Consider the following 16,535-nt stretch of genomic DNA (forward strand, 5'->3'; position numbering starts at 1 on the left):
CAGGTCAACGACGCTCCCTGCCGGTCAGGCCCACGACCCTCGGCAGGACCGCCGGGACCCGGGCGGCGTACTCGTCGTAGTGCGCACCGAAGTCGCGCCGCAGATCACGCTCCTCGCAGCGGATGCCGACGGCGATGTAGACGGAGGCGGTCGCGGCGAAGAGCAGATGCGAGGCACCCATGTGCGGGGTCGCCCAGAACGCGACGAGCAACCCTGTCATGAGCGGATGTCGTACGACGCGATGCAGGCCGGTCACCCGGAGATCGAGTGTCGACGATCCGGCGGATTGCGCGCACCAGCCCGCCTGACGCAAGCCCATGAGTTGGTAGTGGTCCACGGCGAAGGTGGCCGTATAGGCCAGCAGCCAGCCGGCGGCATACAGGGTCCACAGCACGGCAGCACCCGGACCCTCGACCCGCCATACGACTCCGCCGAACGGCTGCCAGCAGACGAGCACCAGCGCCAGCACGAGATCCGTGGCGAGCACGTAGCCGGTTCGCTCGAGGGATGCCGGAACACGCCGACGCAGCCGAGACTTGAATCGACGGCGGGCCATCACCGAGTGCTGCACGGCGAACACCGACAGCAGCGCCAGATCGCAGAGGACGGCGGTCGCGGTAGTCATCCGCGCGTGACCGTCGACCGTGCGCGGGACCCCGGTGTCGGCCAGGAACAGCATCGACCACCCGCTCACCAGGTGAAAACCGGCCCAGCCGAGCCCGGACAGCAGCAGTATCGGGATTCGTCGCACCCTGCCATGGTGTGTGGGCTGTCCGCTGCCCGCAGCAGTGGAACTACGTCACTTCGTGGTGGAGCCCGTGCGGTCCTGGGCCGCGAACCACACCGCCAGCTGGGTGCGGGACCGCAGACCCAGCCGCTGACGGATCCGTTCCACGTGCGACTCGACGGAGCGCTCACTGATACACAGCCGCTCGGCGACCTCCCGGTTCGTCAGGCCCTCGGCGACGACGGCCGCGACCTCCGCCTGGCGAGGGGTCAGGCCGGTCGGCGCCGCCTGCCGCAACCGGCGCAATCCCAGAAAGCGGCGCACTTCGTCGACCACTGCCCGGCAATCGCCCATCGCCGGCAGATGGCTGCGGCCGGTGAGTTCGACGAAGCGAGCGCCCGGGATCCCCTGCGCCACGAACCTGCCCTGGGCCGGCGGCGCAGCTCGATCGCGGTCGCGATGCAACACCAAGGTCGGCGCCGCCACTCGCCCGAGGGACTCGGACACGTCCAGTCCGTAGGCGAGTTGGAGCATTGCGCCCGCCGTTTCGGCCGACGAGGCGGCCCGCTGATACCTGCCGAGCACCCGACGTGTGCCGGCGTCGGCATCCGGCGCGAAGACGTCGGTGAGCAGATCGGAGCCCAGGCCCCAATGGCTCGCGAGCAGACCGAGGACATGGGTTCGGCCGGCGGCGTCGCCGATCATGGCGCCGGACGCCCACCCGCCGTACAGGACGAGCCGCGAGACGGTCGCGGGCCGTTCGGCGGCCCATCGGATGGCCACGGGGGCGCCGAGTGACCAGCCGAACAGGTCGAATCGCTCCAGCTGCAACGCATCCACGACCGCTGCCAGGGTGGCCAACTCGTGCTCCATCGTTCGCGGCCCGTCGTAGGAGCCGGACAGGCCGCAATCGGGCCGGTCGTAGCGGACCAGGGTTCGCCCCGAGGAGAGCGACTCGTGGAAGAGCCGGATGGCGGGGATGGACCAGTCCAGCTCGAGGTGGCTCAACCAACCGGGCACCATCAGCAGCGGCGGTCCGCTCCCGGTCACGGCATACGCCACCGGGGTCCCGTCCGTCATCGACGTCGTACCCAGGCGTTGCTCGCGTCTCGCCACACATTCAGTCAACAACTCCACGCCACAAAGTGCGGTAATTCTCCGGATGTCGACCCGGCCGTGACACAGCAGCCTGTACGGCATGAAGCAGATACACGAAGCACCGAACGGTGCAGACGCCGACGACGTCCCCACGATCGAGCACGACAGGATCTGGCACGGTCGTCCCGATGTGGCCGCGGCCAACCGGATCAGTGCGGAGTGCGCGATCGGCCACCTCGGCATCGAGTTCACCGAGGTGGGGCACGCCCACCTGTCCGGACGGATGCCGGTGGACAGCCGCACCCGACAGCCCCTCGGGCTGCTGCACGGCGGTGCCTCAGTGCTGCTGGCCGAGACGCTCGTCAGCTTCGCCGCGACGTTCGTCGCGGGTGAGGGTATGTCGTGCGTCGGGACCGAGATCAACGCCAACCATCTGCGGCCGGTCCGAACCGGCTGGGTCGTCGGAACGGCGCGACCGGTCTCGTTGGGGCGCCGTATCCAGGTGTGGCAGACCGAGATCCGCGACGAGGCGGGCACGATGGTCTGCGTCTCCCGTTGCACCGTCGCGGTGCTGCCTGCGTGATGCGCAAACGTATGGCGCGGCTCCCCCGAAGGGCCGCGCCATACACCCGTCGCTCAGATGGTGAGCTGCGAGTCCCCTCCGGTCCCGAACTTTTCGGTGAGAAAGCGGTGGTTGGCCAGCAACTCGTCGCTGCCGAGCCGGGCCGCGCGGTGCAGGTGAGCCGCGACCTGGGCGAGCAGCAGATCCAGTTGCTCGACGATGAGCTGGTGCCCGGTCTTGCCGTCGAGCACCTCGTCGGTGTCGGCGGTGCCCGGTGCGAGCGCCAGGTAGGACCGCAACGCCTGCGGGCCGAAGTCGGTCTGGATCTGCTCGACCTCGAAGACCTGGGCGGTGGGCGCACCGTGCTCCCGCAGGTAGGTCAACGTGCTGACGCACTCGCTCTCCAGGCGCTGCGCCCGCTGGCGCACGTCAGCGGGCAGGTCGGACAGCGCAGCCAGGCTACTGAGGGTGTCCGGCTCCTGCTTGGTCAGGTCCACCCGCGCGACCGGCTGCTCGGCCGGCCCACCGTGCCACTGCTCCCACTGCGCACGGCGCGCGTCGAGCTGCTCCTGCCGCCGCTTGAGCTGCTCCCGGCGCCGATCCAGCCGCGCGGACCGACCACCGCAGCGCGAGAGACCGCCGCCGCCGATGAACATCGTCACGAGCACCATCGGGAAGACCAGCCAGTGGCCGACGATGCCGACCAGCATCCAGCCGGCAGGGATCAGCAACCACCACTGGGACCGGTGCAGCCGGATCGATGACATTGCGCTCGCCTTCCTGGAAAGTGTCCTCCGCGATGACACTCACAGTAGGTCGGCGTCCGACCGTGCGCCCGTGCCGAATGTCACGACTCGGATCGTCGTTCGGTCATGGGCCGACTGACGCAGCAAACACCGACTGACGCAGTTGCAACTGCGTCAGTCGGTGGGAAGTGCGTCGGTCAGCGAGGCGCGTCAGGCGTCGGCGCGCATCTCGTGCGCCAGCTCGGCGAGCTCGTCGCCGCCGGCCATCTGCTCGGTGAGCTGCTCGACGGTGATGTCCTCCCGGGCCGCGTCGAGTGCCATCTCGCCGAGCTTCAGGATCACGAAGTGGTCGCCGACCAGGTATGCGTGGTGCGGGTTGTGCGTGATGAAGATGACACCGAGGCCCGAGTTCGCAGCCCGCGCAACGTATTTCAGCACCACACCGGACTGCTTCACTCCGAGCGCAGCGGTCGGCTCGTCGAGGATGAGCACCTTCGCGCCGAAGTAGATGGCCCGCGCGATCGCCACGCACTGGCGCTGACCGCCGCTGAGCGAACCGACCGGACGGTCGACGTCCGACAGGTCGATGCCCATCTTGGCCAGTTCCTCCCGGGTGATCTGCTTCATCCGGTCGGTGTCCAGCAGGCGCAGCGGTCCCGTGCGCAGTTCGTTGGCGAGGAAGAAGTTGCGCCATACCGACATCAGCGGCGCGAGCGCGAGGTCCTGGTAGACCGTCGCGATGCCCGCCTCGACGGCCTCGCGTGGGCTGGCGAACTTCCGCGGCTGCCCGCTGACCAGCATCGTGCCGGACGTGTGCTCGTGCAGTCCGGCCATGATCTTGATCAGCGTCGACTTGCCGGCGCCGTTGTCGCCGAGCACGCAGGTGACCTCGCCGGCGCGCACCTCCAGGTCGATGCCGGTCAGCGCGCGGACGGTGCCGTAGGTCTTGCCGACGCCCTTCAGTTGTATGACGGGAGTCGTCTCGTCGGTGTCCGGGGTCTCGATACGCTCCGGTCTCGATACACCTCCCCCGCTGCGCTCCTCCGGCACTCGACCCGCAGCTCCGCTGCGCTCGCTCGCTGATCGACCCGCTTTTGGCTCAGTCATCGGCGTTCCGCCTGTCGTCGTACCCACATATTGATCAGCGTCGCCAGGACCAGCATGATCCCGAGGAAGGTCTTCAACCAGTCGACGTTCCAGCCGGCATACGTGATGCCGAGGTTGGTCATGCCGTAGATCAGCGCACCGATCGAGGCGCCGATGACCGAGCCGAAGCCGCCGGTCAGCAGGCAGCCGCCGACGACCGCGGCAATGATGTAGATGAACTCGTTGCCGACGCCCTGGTTGGACTGCACCGTCTCGAAGTTGAGCAATGTGTGCATGCCCAGCAGCCAGGCGCAGAAGCCGACGAAGAGGAACAGCCCGATCTTGGTGCGCACGACCGGGACACCGCTCGCCCGGGCCGAGTCGGCGTCACCGCCGGCCGCGAAGATCCAGTTGCCGGACCGGGCTCGGGTCAGCACGACCGCCGCGATCACGGTCAGCACGATCCAGTAGAGGACCGAGATGTTGATGTTGACGCCCTCGAACGAGTCCGACTTGAAGAACGTGTGACTCGAGGCGAAAACCGCGTGCGCAGAACTGAATCCGGCCATGTCGTCGATCCTCGGCGAGGTGACGTTGTTGTCGATCAGCCGCGGCACGGCGAGGTTCGCACCCTGCAGCACGAAGTAGGTGCCCAGGGTCACCAGGAAGCTCGGCAGCTTCGTCCGGTAGAGCAGCCAGCCGTTGGCGAAGCCGACCGCGAGCGAGATCGCCAGGGCGAGCAGGATGCCGACCCAGACGTTGAAGTTGAACTCCCAGGCGAGCATCGAGGCCGCGAGCGCCGAACTCGTCACGGCGACACCGGCGGACAGGTCGAACTCCCCGCCGATCATCAGCAGCGCGACGGGCACGGCCATGATGCCGATCGCCGACGACTGGTAGAGGATCGTGCCGACGTTGGCCAGGCCGCGGAACGCGGGTGCGACGGACAGGAACAGTGCGCAGATCGCGACGGCACCGATCAGGGCACCGACCTCGGGCTTGCCGAGCAGCGCCGCGATCGGCGACTTCGGCGCCGTTCTTGTGTCGGTGGTGGCGAGGCTGGACATCAGCGCGTGCCCTTGCTCGCGTAGCTCGCGATCTTGTCGACGTTGCTCTTGTCGACGAATGCCGGACCGGTCAGCGTCGGCTTGCCACCGCCGACCGTGTCGCCGTTGTTGCGGTAGAACCACAGCGCGTCGATCGCGAGGTAGCCCTGCAGCCACGGCTGCTGGTCGACCGCGAACTGCACGGTGCCGGACTGGATCGCCTTGACGATGCCGGCGTTGGTGTCGAACGTCCCGACCTTCGCCTTCGAACCGGTGCTCGAGACCGCCTTCACGGCATTCAGCGCGACATCACCCTGCAGCGCCATGACCCAGTCGATCTTCTTGTCCTGCTGCAGTTTTGCGGTGATCGTCGAGCGGACCGAGGGCAGATCGGCGCCGTTGACGTAGACGATCTGCGTGCTCGGCACCATCTCCTTGACGCCGTTGCAGCGGTCGTTCAGGCCGACGTTGCCCTGCTCGTGGATGATGCAGATCGGATGCTTGGCGCCGTCCTCCTTCAGCCGCTTGCCGGCCGCCTCACCGGCGACCTTCTCGTCCTGCCCGAAGAAGCCGATCAGACCCATCGGACCCATCTGGTCGGTGCCCGAGTTGAGCCCGTCGACGGGTATGCCGGCCGCTTCGGCGTTCTTGACCGCACCCTTGAGAGCCGACGGCTTGGCGAGCGTGACGGCGATGCCGCCGACCTTCTTGTCGACCGCGGCCTGCACCAGACTGGCCTGCTTGGAGGCGTCCGGGTCGGCGTAGTACTGCAGCTTGATGTTGTCCTTGTCAGCGGCGGCTTGCGCACCCTTGCGAACCATGTCCCAGAAGGTGTCGCCCGGCGCCGAGTGCGTGATCAGCGCAGCGGTGAACCGTGGGGTGTTGGCGTGGCCGCCCTTGCCGTTCTGCTCCTCGGTCGCCTTCTTGCCGCCGGTGCTGCTGCAGCCGGTCAGGGCCATCGCACCGATGACCACCACCGCCGCGAGCCGCGCGTGCCTACCGTTCGTCCTCACGAGTCCTCTGCCTTTCCTGGCATGCCCTTGATTGGCATCCGGCTGGTTCACCGGCATGTATCGAGTTGATATATCTGGTTGATACTAGCTGGCAACGCCCATCAGGCGTGAGTATGCCGAAAAGCCCGCGCCATACCGCGGTGCCACGGCGGACCGGTCTCGATCCAGCTCCTCTGCCGCGCTCCCTCGGCACCGGACCACCATCGGTCTGTGCTACTCATCAAGCCATGACATCCACGTCCGCCGGGTCCGGCTGCGCGCTCGTCACCGAGCGCACGGTGCTGGACCTCGCCCGCGCCGGGACGATCGTCCTCGACTCCTGGCACCTGTATGACGGAGCGGGCGTCGCGATCGACCGGCATCGCTCGCGGTTCAGCGCGCACGTGCACGAGGTATTCGGCGTCGACGAGCAGGAGTCGGGCGCGGCATACGATCACGCACTCGCCCACCTGCCGGCCGAGGGGTCCTGGTTCCCGGCGTTCGTCTGGACCGACGGCGGCCTCCGCTTGCTGGTCCGGCCGTTTCCCGTGGAACGACTGCACGACACGACGACGCTCCTGCTGGTGCCGACCACGGATGCGCGAAAACGCCCTGATATCAAGGGATTCGACTACCTGTCGCAGACCTACGCGCATCGGCAGGCCACCGACGCCGGCTATGACGACCAGATCCTGACCACCGCCGACGGAAAGATCACCGAAACGGTCTTCGCCACCGTGGTCGTCGCGCGGAACGGTGAGCTGCTGGTCCCGGACGCACCGCGTCTGGACAGCGTCACGTTGGCGGTGCTGCGAGAACGAGCCGGTCGTCCCGTGCGCCCCGTGGCTCTCACGGCGTCGCACCTGTTGACCGCGCCGGTCGTCTTCACCCTGTCCGCACTGCACGGCGTGCGAGTGGTCGAGCGCGTGAACGATGGGTCATACCAACCGAATCCGCAGCTTCGCGAGTCGCTGCAAGCCGTGCTGGAAACCGCCCGCAAGCCGGTCGCGGACATCCTCCCGGACGGAGAGCCGCGGTGAAATCGATTCGGAACAGGCACGAGAGGCTCCTCATCCGTAGGCGTTGCAGGGAGCTCGCGACCAACAACGCCAAGGAGGATGAGCCTTCGTGCGCGTGCTGCTGATCGACAACCACGACAGCTTCACCCACAACCTGCTGCAACTGTTGCGGGAGGTGCCCGGGGCGACGACCGAGGTCGTCCGGAACGACGCACCACTGCCGCTCGGCTGGATGGCGCGCTTCGACGCGGTCGTGATCTCACCCGGTCCGGGACATCCGGGTGTGCCGGCCGATGTCGGGTCGTCCCGCGAGGTGCTCGAACACAGCGAACTGCCGGTGCTCGGTGTCTGCCTCGGGCACCAGCTCCTGGCGCTGCTGCACGGCTGTGAGGTCGGGCCCTCCGACCACCCGATGCACGGCGAGAGCTCGGTGATCACGCATCGGACGGACCCGTTGTTCGACGGCATACCAACGGAATTCACTGCTGTCCGCTATCACAGTCTCGCGGTGGGTTCGGTGCATGACCCGATCGTCCCGCTGGCGTATGCCGCGGACGGCACGCTGATGGCCCTGCGGGTGTCCAACCGCCCGCGGTGGGGCGTGCAGTTCCATCCCGAGTCGATCGAGAGCAGCTTCGGCGCGACACTGATCCGCAACTTCCTGCGCCTGGCGGCGGCCGCGGACGAGCCGGCCGACCCGCCGGTGCCCTCCCGGCAACGGTCGGTGCTGCTCGACCGGCCGCTGACGGTCGAGCAGGTGCTGGACCGCTGCATCACCGAACCGGCCGTCGTGCTGGACGGCGTTGCCACTGAACGGGACTCGGGCTGCACCCTGATCGGCTGGGCCGATCCACGGTGGTCGCACCGCCTCCTCGGAAGCTGTGGGGAGGGTGCCCAGGTCGTGACGAACGGCGCCGCAACGGTGCTGCCGACCGGGATCGTGGACACGCTGCAACGCCGACTGGCAGCGGTCCGGGCCGAGGTCCAACGCGTCGGGGACGATCCCGGGATGACGCTCGGGTATGCCGGGTACTTCGGCTACGAGCTCGGCATCGAACTGCTCGGCCTGGCCGAACCGCACCCGCGGACCGCCGCCGACTGGCCGGATGCGTGGTGGCTGCTGGTGTCCCGCGCCGTGGTCGTGGACAGCGAGAACCGTTGCCATGTCGTCGGACTCGACGATCCTGCCGACCCCGCGTCGGTCCGAGCCCTCGACGACTGGACGACCGAGGTCATGGCGGCCTTGGACCGTGCGGAGCCGGGCAGTCCCCGGCAATCTCGGGAGACCGGCCGGCCGCCTGCCGTCGTACCCGGCGTCGACCGGGACGACTACCTGCGACTGATCGGTGACTGCCGGGCGGCGATCGCACGCGGCGAGTCCTACGAACTGTGCCTGACCAACCGGCTGCGCGGCTCCTTCGACGGTGACCCGCTGCAGCTCTTCCGCGCGTTGCGGTCCGGGGGTCGGGTGCCGCGGGCGGCATACCTGCGCATCGACGAGGAGCGGACCGTGGTGTCCGGGTCGCCCGAGCTCTTCCTGCGGGTCGACCCGAACGGGCACGCGGTGAGCGCCCCGATCAAGGGCACCCGGCCGGCGACCGGCGATGCCGCGCGGGACGCCGCGAGCGCCACCGAGCTCGCCGGATCACGCAAGGACCGCGCCGAGAATCTGATGATCGTCGACCTCGTGCGTAACGACTTCAACCGGGTCGCCGTACCCGGCAGCACGACCGTCACCGAGCTGTATGGCGTGCGCACGTTCCCGACCGTCATCCAACTGGTGAGCACCGTCGAGTGCGACCTGCCGACCGGGACCGATGCGCTGGATCTGGTGCGGGTGGCGTTCCCGCCCGGGTCGATGACCGGCGCTCCCAAGGAGCGCTCAGTGCAATTGCTCCGCCACTTCGAACCGGAGCGACGGGGTGTCTATTCGGGCTCGATCGGGCTGCTCGGGATCGACGGTGCGGCGACGTTGAACGTCGCGATCCGGACGATCCAGCTGACCGGGGGTCAGTTCGTGTTGGGTGTCGGCGGCGCGATCACGCAACTGTCCGACCCCGAGGCGGAGTGGCAGGAGACGCTCGACAAGGCGCAGTCGATGCTGCAGGCCATGGCAGAAACGTCGGTCGAGCAAACCAAGCGGGTCGAGTAGCGACGAGCCGCTAGGCGAGACGCGTATCGAGACCACGTGAGCGTCGTACTTGGTCTCGATACGGCTTCGCTAGCGCTCCGCCTACTCGACCCGCGTACCCGGCGCGCCGAAGCGCAGGCCGTCGTAGATGAGGTCGACGACCGCGAGTGAGGTCTGCTGGCCCTCGGGGGTGGACGAGGCCAGGCAGACACCGCCGAGTGCTCGGGTGAGCTCGGCGGGTGTGGCGTCGGGTCGGACGGCGCCGGCGTCGATGGCCGGCTGCAGAACGCGCTCGGCGGACTCGCGCATCCGGCGACGCGCCGACTCGAAGGTTTCTGGGTTGCCCTGCATCATCGAGCGCAGCAGGTTGATCAGGCCCATCTTGACCGCGTAGTAGCCCACGAAACCGCGCATCCACTCGTGCAGCGCCTCGCCGGGCGGCAGCTCCTTGGGCAGGTCGTAGGACCGCTGTTCCAGGGCGGCCACCTGGTCGCCATACACGGCGAGCACGAGGTCGCAACGGGTCGGGAAGTGCCGGTAGAGCGTCCCGATGCCCACGCCGGCCCGCTTGGCGATCTCGTCCAGCGGGGTGTCGACGTCGTCGGTGAACGCGGTCGTCGCGACATCGACAAGTTTTTGTCGATTGCGTGCCGCGTCAGCGCGCAGGGGCTTGCTGCATGCGTCGCCGGTCGCCGAATCCTGTGCCTGCACAACGGGTTTCCCGTCGTCCTGCACAGCCTTCACCGAACGTTTCGACGCCGTTGCCGAGCCGCTTGTGGCCATCGTTCTCACACCTCTTGGGGTCTCCCGGTTGCAAAACCGGAGGATACCTCCGTATAGTTCTAAACGGAGATCAACTCCGCTTCCATTTCATGGTACGCCTCGCTCTCGCGAAGGACACAACTCGTGACCATTACTACCAAGTCTCGCCGCTCCACGGCGTCCACAACTCACAACTCTTCGGCCCAGCCCGCGGCTGGACCGACCACCGGGGCATCGAAGCTGGTGCTCGCTGCCGTCCTGGTGACCCAGCTGATGCTCGTGCTCGATGCCGCGATCGTGAACATCGCGCTGCCGGACATCGGCACCGAACTGCACATGAGCTCCACGTCCCTGTCGTGGATCGTCAACGCCTACACACTGGCGTTCGGCGGCCTGCTGCTGCTCGGTGCCCGCGCCGGCGACATCCTCGGCCGGCGCACCACCTTCCTCGCCGGTATGGCGATCTTCGTCGCCGCATCGTTCGCCGGTGGCGTCTCCCAGGGAGAGGGCCTGCTGCTCGCGTCCCGCGCGCTGCAGGGCGTCGGTGCCGCGTTCGCCGCACCGTCCGCACTGGCGATCCTGATGTCGCTCTACAAGCCCGGCCGGGAACAGACCCGTGCCATCGGCTGGTACACCGTCGTCTCCGCATCGGGCGCGGCCACCGGCCTGCTGGCCGGCGGCATCCTGACCTCGATCGCCTCCTGGCGTTGGGTCTTCTTCGTCAACGTCCCGATCGGCATCGCCGTACTCGCCGCCGGCTACCGGGCCCTGTCCCGGGACAAGGGTGTGCGCGGGTCCGTCGACGTGGCCGGCGCCCTGCTGGTCACCGTCGGAATGACCTCTGTCGTCTACGGATTCATCCGCGCGGCGTCGGACGGTTGGACCGAGTCCGGGACACTCGCGGCCTTCGGTGCCGGCATCGTGCTGATCGCGGCCTTCCTGGCGGTCGAACTGCGCGCCAAGTCACCGGTGATGCCGCTGCGGCTCTTCGCCGACCGCGACCGCGCCACGGCATACATCGCCCGCCTCATGCTGGTCGCCGGCTCACTCGGCTCGTTCTTCTTCATGAGCCAGTACATGCAGATCGTGCTCGGCTGGACGCCGTGGCAGTCGGGGGTCGCGTTCCTGCCCTTCCCGGTGACGATCTTCATCGCCTCGCAGGTCGTCGCCCGGGTGGTGTCGAACCACTACTCCACGCGCACCATCGCGGCAGTCGGCACGTTGCTGTCGGCCATCGGCATGCTGATGCTGACGACGCTGTCCGCGCACACGAGCTACCTGCAGATGCTGCCGGCGTTCGTGGTCTTCGCGCTCGGCAACGGCATCGCGTTCGTGCCGCTCACGACGGCCGGCATCTCGCGGGTCGCGTCGGCGGACATCTCGGTCGCGTCGGGCCTGGTCAACGTCACCCAGCAATTGGGTGGTGCGCTCGGCCTCGCCGTGCTGGTGACGGTCTTCTCGACGGCCGGCAAGGACCCGGCCGTCTCACCCGGTGCGAGCTCGCACGCCATACACACCTTCGTGACGGGTGCGGACCGCGGTTTCCAGGTGGGTGCACTGATGCTCTTCGTGGCGTTCGCGCTGGTGATGCTCGCGATGCGCCGTCCGGTCAAGGACATCGCACAGCGCGACGCCGGTGCACCGGTCGAGCGGCTGCGTGACACCGAGGAGATCGCCCTCGAGGTGGGCTGAGTCCTCTGGCTTCGCTCCTCGCGGGCGGGTAGTGGGGTCGCGTCACTACGTTCGTGCGACCCCACTACCCGCCCGGTCGTCACTGCGCCGGCCGTCGGCTTGTCGATACCGTCACTCTTTCCCGGCGGTCACCTCGACCCCAACGCAACTGCAATACCCGGTGTCGCGGAGACATAGGGAACAAATATGGTTGATCTCGTGGCGGATTCGCCTCGGCCCCGGACAGACCACCTGACGCGACGACGCGGTGGCCCGGAAAGCCGCGTGCCGCGATGAGGCTGCACGGCACGTTCGCACTGGTCACCGGCAGCAGTGGCGGTCTGGGTGCCGCCATCGCCCGGCAGCTCACCGACCGTGGGGTGCAGGTCGTCGTCCACGGCCGCGACCCCGAGCGCACCGCAGCGCTGGCGCGCGAGCTGCGCGGCGGCCGGGTGGTCGCCGATCTGGCCGATCCGACACAACATCGGCGGCTGATCGACGAGGCCACCGCGATCCACGGGCGGCTCGACCTGATCGTGCACAACGCCGGCATCGGCTGGCAGGGCAGCTTCGACTCCATGCCGCCCGAGCGCATCCCGGAACTCGTCGCGACCAACCTTACCGCGCCCATCGCGTTGTCCCGCGCCGTGCTGCCGGACCTGCTGGCGCGCGGCCGCGGACACCTTTGTTTCGTCACCAGCATCGCCGGTCGCACCGCGGTCGCCGGCGAATCCGTGTATGCCGCAACGAAGTCCGGGCTCGACGCGTTCGCGGAGTCGGTGCGCCTCGAGGCCGCCGGCACCGGGGTCGAGATCAGCACCTTCGTCCCGGCCATCGTCGACACCGACTTCTTCGCCCGTCGCGGCACGCCCTACGCCCGGAAGTCACCCCGACCCAGGAACGCCGAAACCGTTGCCCGGCAGGTGGTTTCGCTGATCGCTTCCGGGTCCAGCGAGCGCTGGAGCGACCCGGCCCTGCGGGTGGCACCGGTCGTTCGGGCGGCGTGGCCCGCGGCATACACCCGGCTCGCCCGGCGTTGGGGTGAACAGACGAGGTTGGGAGGCGACTGATGCTGTGGCTGGTGCTGTTGCTCGCGTGTGTCGCCGCCTTCGCGTTCGCGCTGTCGGCGATGCTCGAACAGCGCGCCGCGGCACAGGCCACCCGGTCGCACTCGCTCGGCACCGTCCACGGGTTCTCCACGTTCGTGCGAGCGCTGGTGCGCCGCAAGCTGTGGCTCACCGGTTTCGTCATCAACAATGTCGGATTCGTGGTGCAGGCCGCCGCGCTGCACCTCGGCAGCGTCGCCCTCGTCCAGCCGGTGATGGTCAGCCAGGTCCTCTTCGCGCTGCTGCTGACCGGACTCGGCAGCCGGCTCCGGCCCGGACCGAAGGACTGGGCCTACGTCCTGTGCATCTGTGCCGGCCTGGTCGTGCTGCTGTCGGTCAGTGGTGCCGCGCCGCTGCACGGCACCCCGAACCGCGAGCAGGTCGTGTGGGTGCTGCTCGCGATGGCGGCCTCGGTGGTGGCGCTGGTCCTCTTCGCCCGTGAACAGGACGACCCGCGGGCGGCCAGCCTGCTGCTCGCCATCGCCGCCGGCGTGTGCTTCGCCGGCAACGCCGTGCTCACCAAGCTGACCACCGAGGACCTCTTCGGACCGGGCATCCTGCACACCGCGCTGGACTGGCCGGGCTACAGCCTCGCGGTCGCGACCGCCTCCGGGCTGCTGATCGAGCAGGCTGCGTTCGCCAACGGCTCGCTGCCATGGGCCGTCGCGGCGATGAGCATCACCAACCCGGTCATCAGCTATCTGGCCGGCATCTTCGGTTTCCACGTCACCGCGCCGCACACCGCAGGTGCCCTGGCCGCGGTCTCGGTGACCGCCGTACTCATCGGCATCGGGATCAGCGGTCTCGCGCATTCCCCACTGACTCGTACCCAAAGCACGGCCGAATCTCAGGTGGCGGTGTCATAGTGAGGCATGCCTTCGCGACCGGTGGCACAGCAAGGCGCCTGTGCCCTGATCATCGACCGGGAGTTCGTGCGCACCTCCGCGTTACGGGCGGGACGCATGTTGCTGGAGGCGGTCGTCATACCGGCCCTGCTGCTGTATGCCGCACTCGCCACCGTCGGCCAGCTCTGGGGGTTGATCTCGGTCCTGGTGTGGTCCGGGCTGATCGTCGCCGTCCGACTGAGGACCCAGTCGACCGTGCCGCGCACGCTGCTCATGGCGGTGCTGATGCTGGTCGGGCGGACCTCGCTCTCGCTGGCGCTGTCCAGCGTCTACATCTACGTGCTCCAACCGATCGCCGGGTCGTTGCTGATGGCACTGATCTTCCTGGGCAGCGCCGCCATCGGCCGGCCGATCACCAAGCACCTGGCCCGCGACTTCATCGCCCTGCCGCAGATGCTGATGCACGACAAGCGGGCGCACCGGATGTTCACCCAGATCTGCATCCTCTGGGGTGCGTCCCGACTGATCGACGTCGGCATGAGCATGGGCTTCCTGCAGTTCGGCGCCCGCGACGCGCTGTTGTCCCGCGGCGTCTTCAGCACCGCGCTGACGCTGCTGACCGTCGGGGTGTGCATCGCGTGGGGCTGGAGCAGGTTGCGCCGGATGCCGGACTTCAGCATCTCGTTCGCCTAGTAGCCCCGGCGCCGGAACGGCGACCCTCTCCTGCGGGAGGTGGCCGATGAGCGCCGTCCACCCGCACCATTTCCATCTGCACCTGCCGTCGGTGCACCTGCCGGCCATGTCGCGGGACCGACGTCCCAGGCTGCTGACCGAGCTGCTCGGTGGTCTCGCTCTCTTCGCGGTCTATCTGCTGGTCGACGCGCTGCACGGCTCGTCGCGGACGGCCATCGCGCGGGCGCACGGGGAGCGCGTCATACAGCTGGAGCAGTGGCTGCACCTCGACGTCGAGAGCTGGCTGAACGGCTGGCTCGCCGGGCATCCGGGGCTGATGACGGCGGCGAACTACGAATATGCGACGACCTACATCCTGTCCGCCGCACTGCTGCTCGTGATCACCTACGTGTGGACGCCGGCGCTCTATCGGCAGGCCCGCAACTCGTTCCTCGTGCTCAACCTGATGGCGTTCGCGTGCTTCGCGGTGCTGCCGCTGATGCCGCCGCGGATGATGCCCGGGTTCATCGACACCGTCTCCACCGGCGGCACCGTCGGGTCGTGGGGTTCGCCGCTGGTGGCGAGCGCCAACCAGCTCGCCGCGATGCCGTCGCTGCACATGGCCTGGGCGCTCTGGGTCAGCGTCATGCTCGCCCGGATGTCGCACCGGCGCTGGTTGCAGGTGACGAGCGCCATACACGTGGCCGTCACGCTGTATGTCGTGCTGGCGACCGCGAACCACTACGTCCTCGACGCGGTCGGCGCGGCCGTGGTCGTGGTGGCCGCCGTGGCGGTGACCGAGTGGTGGGGCCGGCGGCGTCCCGGGGACCCGCTGCCGACGTCCGACGGGTTCTTCCTGGACGTCGAGTCGCCCGGGCACGCGCAGAACGTCGGGGGCCTGGTGGTGCTGGGCGCGCCGTTGCCGGACCGCGCGCAACTGCAGGCGACGCTGGCTGCGCACCTCGACGAGTTGCCGCACTTCACCGACCGGCTGGCGGCGCCGGATGCGTCGCGCTGGGTCCCGGCCGGACCGATCGACTGGTCGCACCACCTGACGGAGCTGTCGCTGCCGGAGGGTTCCGGACTGGCCGACCTGGATGAGCTCGTCGGGCAGCTCACGGCACAGGAGTTGCCGCGGGACCGGCCGCTCTGGCGTGCCTGGCTGATCCGGGGCGTCGGCGACGAGGTGTCGTTCTGCATCGTCATGCACCACTGCATGGCCGACGGCATCGGCGCCGTCGCGAAGCTGCTGCACCTGCTGGAGCCTCCCTACGAGCTGCCGATCCCGTCCCGGGCCGGTCCGTCCGCGGCGCAGCGGGGCGCCGGCGTCATACGAGGGCTGGCGCAGTTGGCCACGGACGGCAAGCCGGCCGCCGTGCTCCAGTCGGGAGGGACCCGGCGTGGATTCGCGACGTTCGAGATCCCGCTCGACACGGTCCGGTCCGCTGCGCGTACCTATCGGATGCGGGTCACCGAATTACTGTTGGCGGCAACCGGATCCGCGCTCGCCACAGCCGACCCCGACCTCGCGCGCGACTGCGCGGACCGGCTGCGTGTCTCCGTGCCGGTCATGCTGAGAGCACCCGGCGCGGACGACGGCGGCAATCTGACCGGCGCGGTCATCCTGGACGTCCCGGCGCGCCAGGCACCCGTGGCAGACCTGCGCGACGAGGTATGCCGCCTCAGCGGTGCACTGCGCACACCCACCCGAGCGCTCGCCTCCCGGTGGGTGATGGCGACCGCACTGCGCGCGGTGCCCCATCCGGGGCGACGCTGGTTCGCCCAAACTGTCTACGGTCCCAAGTATTTTCAGGCGATCGTGTCCAACATGCCCGGACCCGATCAGGCCTTCACGTTGGCCGGCAGTCGGGTCGGGCGGGTGCACCCGATCCTGCCGCCGGCGCCCGGCATACCGCTGACGGTCGGTGCGCTCAGCTGGAACGGCACGCTCGGCATCACGATCGTCACCGACGCCGAAGTCCTGGATGCCCGGGCGTATGCCGAGGAACTCGGGGCTTGCTTGCTGCAGCCGAACCGACAGCCGGAGAGCGACCCCGAAGTGGTGGGCTGAC

15 protein-coding genes are annotated in these 16,535 nt (G+C 68.7%); 8 read left to right on the forward strand and 7 right to left on the reverse strand.

The window, feature by feature from the left end; all coding sequences use genetic code 11:
* Positions 1 to 4: 4 nt before the first annotated feature.
* A complete protein-coding gene (locus ACZ50J_RS21530) occupies positions 5 to 751 on the reverse strand; it encodes a methyltransferase family protein (RefSeq protein WP_464299197.1) in 747 nt (248 codons plus the stop codon).
* Between the two features lie 48 nt (positions 752 to 799).
* Positions 800 to 1,843 carry an alpha/beta fold hydrolase gene (locus tag ACZ50J_RS21535; RefSeq protein WP_464299198.1) on the reverse strand — a complete coding sequence of 348 codons (1,044 nt, stop codon included), beginning with the start codon at positions 1,841 to 1,843 and terminating at the stop codon, positions 800 to 802.
* Positions 1,844 to 1,925: 82 nt separating this feature from the next.
* Between ACZ50J_RS21535 and ACZ50J_RS21540 the strand changes: the two genes are divergently transcribed.
* Positions 1,926 to 2,408: a hotdog fold thioesterase gene (locus tag ACZ50J_RS21540; protein ID WP_464299199.1), complete on the forward strand. Its 483-nt coding sequence runs from the start codon at positions 1,926 to 1,928 to the stop codon at positions 2,406 to 2,408.
* 53 nt (positions 2,409 to 2,461) lie between these two features.
* On the opposite strand, the gene ACZ50J_RS21545 is transcribed toward ACZ50J_RS21540, so the two are convergent.
* The 4 genes from ACZ50J_RS21545 to ACZ50J_RS21560 all read right to left on the reverse strand — a co-directional run bounded on the left by ACZ50J_RS21545 (position 2,462) and on the right by ACZ50J_RS21560 (position 6,278).
* The gene (locus tag ACZ50J_RS21545; protein WP_464299200.1) at positions 2,462 to 3,154 is read right to left on the reverse strand and encodes a hypothetical protein; all 693 of its coding nucleotides are present in this window, start codon (positions 3,152 to 3,154) and stop codon (positions 2,462 to 2,464) included.
* A gap of 189 nt (positions 3,155 to 3,343) precedes the next feature.
* Positions 3,344 to 4,240 carry an ATP-binding cassette domain-containing protein gene (locus tag ACZ50J_RS21550; RefSeq protein WP_464299201.1) on the reverse strand — a complete coding sequence of 299 codons (897 nt, stop codon included), beginning with the start codon at positions 4,238 to 4,240 and terminating at the stop codon, positions 3,344 to 3,346.
* Entirely contained in the window at positions 4,237 to 5,286 is a 1,050-nt protein-coding gene (locus ACZ50J_RS21555; RefSeq protein WP_464299202.1) for an ABC transporter permease, read from the reverse strand. The genes ACZ50J_RS21550 and ACZ50J_RS21555 overlap by 4 nt, the downstream gene beginning before the upstream one ends.
* Complete coding sequence (locus tag ACZ50J_RS21560) at positions 5,286 to 6,278, reverse strand: substrate-binding domain-containing protein (protein WP_464299203.1); 993 nt, start codon at positions 6,276 to 6,278, stop codon at positions 5,286 to 5,288. Before ACZ50J_RS21560 ends, ACZ50J_RS21555 begins: the two co-directional genes overlap by 1 nt.
* 227 nt (positions 6,279 to 6,505) lie before the next feature.
* Here ACZ50J_RS21560 and ACZ50J_RS21565 point away from each other — a divergent pair, with 227 nt between their 5' ends.
* Together ACZ50J_RS21565 and ACZ50J_RS21570 are read left to right on the forward strand one after the other, a co-directional pair.
* Positions 6,506 to 7,297: an aminotransferase class IV gene (locus ACZ50J_RS21565; protein WP_464299204.1), complete on the forward strand. Its 792-nt coding sequence runs from the start codon at positions 6,506 to 6,508 to the stop codon at positions 7,295 to 7,297.
* Positions 7,298 to 7,385: 88 nt separating this feature from the next.
* Positions 7,386 to 9,428 carry a chorismate-binding protein gene (locus ACZ50J_RS21570; protein WP_464299205.1) on the forward strand — a complete coding sequence of 681 codons (2,043 nt, stop codon included), beginning with the start codon at positions 7,386 to 7,388 and terminating at the stop codon, positions 9,426 to 9,428.
* Between the two features lie 81 nt (positions 9,429 to 9,509).
* Here the strand turns inward: ACZ50J_RS21570 and ACZ50J_RS21575 are convergent, their stop codons facing one another.
* The gene (locus ACZ50J_RS21575; protein ID WP_464299206.1) at positions 9,510 to 10,190 is read right to left on the reverse strand and encodes a TetR/AcrR family transcriptional regulator; all 681 of its coding nucleotides are present in this window, start codon (positions 10,188 to 10,190) and stop codon (positions 9,510 to 9,512) included.
* Between the two features lie 123 nt (positions 10,191 to 10,313).
* Between ACZ50J_RS21575 and ACZ50J_RS21580 the strand changes: the two genes are divergently transcribed.
* From ACZ50J_RS21580 to ACZ50J_RS21600, 5 genes are all read left to right on the forward strand, one after another.
* Positions 10,314 to 11,861 (forward strand): MFS transporter, encoded by a 1,548-nt coding sequence (locus ACZ50J_RS21580; protein WP_464299207.1) that lies wholly within the window; start codon positions 10,314 to 10,316, stop codon positions 11,859 to 11,861.
* Between the two features lie 272 nt (positions 11,862 to 12,133).
* Positions 12,134 to 12,910, forward strand: coding sequence for an SDR family NAD(P)-dependent oxidoreductase (locus ACZ50J_RS21585; protein ID WP_464299208.1), 777 nt, complete (start codon positions 12,134 to 12,136; stop codon positions 12,908 to 12,910).
* Positions 12,910 to 13,812, forward strand: a complete 903-nt coding sequence (locus tag ACZ50J_RS21590) for a DMT family transporter (protein WP_464299209.1) — start codon at positions 12,910 to 12,912, stop codon at positions 13,810 to 13,812. Before ACZ50J_RS21585 ends, ACZ50J_RS21590 begins: the two co-directional genes overlap by 1 nt.
* A 6-nt stretch (positions 13,813 to 13,818) precedes the next feature.
* The gene (locus ACZ50J_RS21595; protein ID WP_464299210.1) at positions 13,819 to 14,484 is read left to right on the forward strand and encodes a DUF3159 domain-containing protein; all 666 of its coding nucleotides are present in this window, start codon (positions 13,819 to 13,821) and stop codon (positions 14,482 to 14,484) included.
* Between the two features lie 46 nt (positions 14,485 to 14,530).
* Positions 14,531 to 16,534, forward strand: coding sequence for a bifunctional phosphatase PAP2/O-acyltransferase family protein (locus tag ACZ50J_RS21600; RefSeq protein WP_464299211.1), 2,004 nt, complete (start codon positions 14,531 to 14,533; stop codon positions 16,532 to 16,534).
* Position 16,535 lies beyond the last annotated feature (1 nt).

It is taken from the genome of Flexivirga sp. G2, from assembly GCF_055397625.1.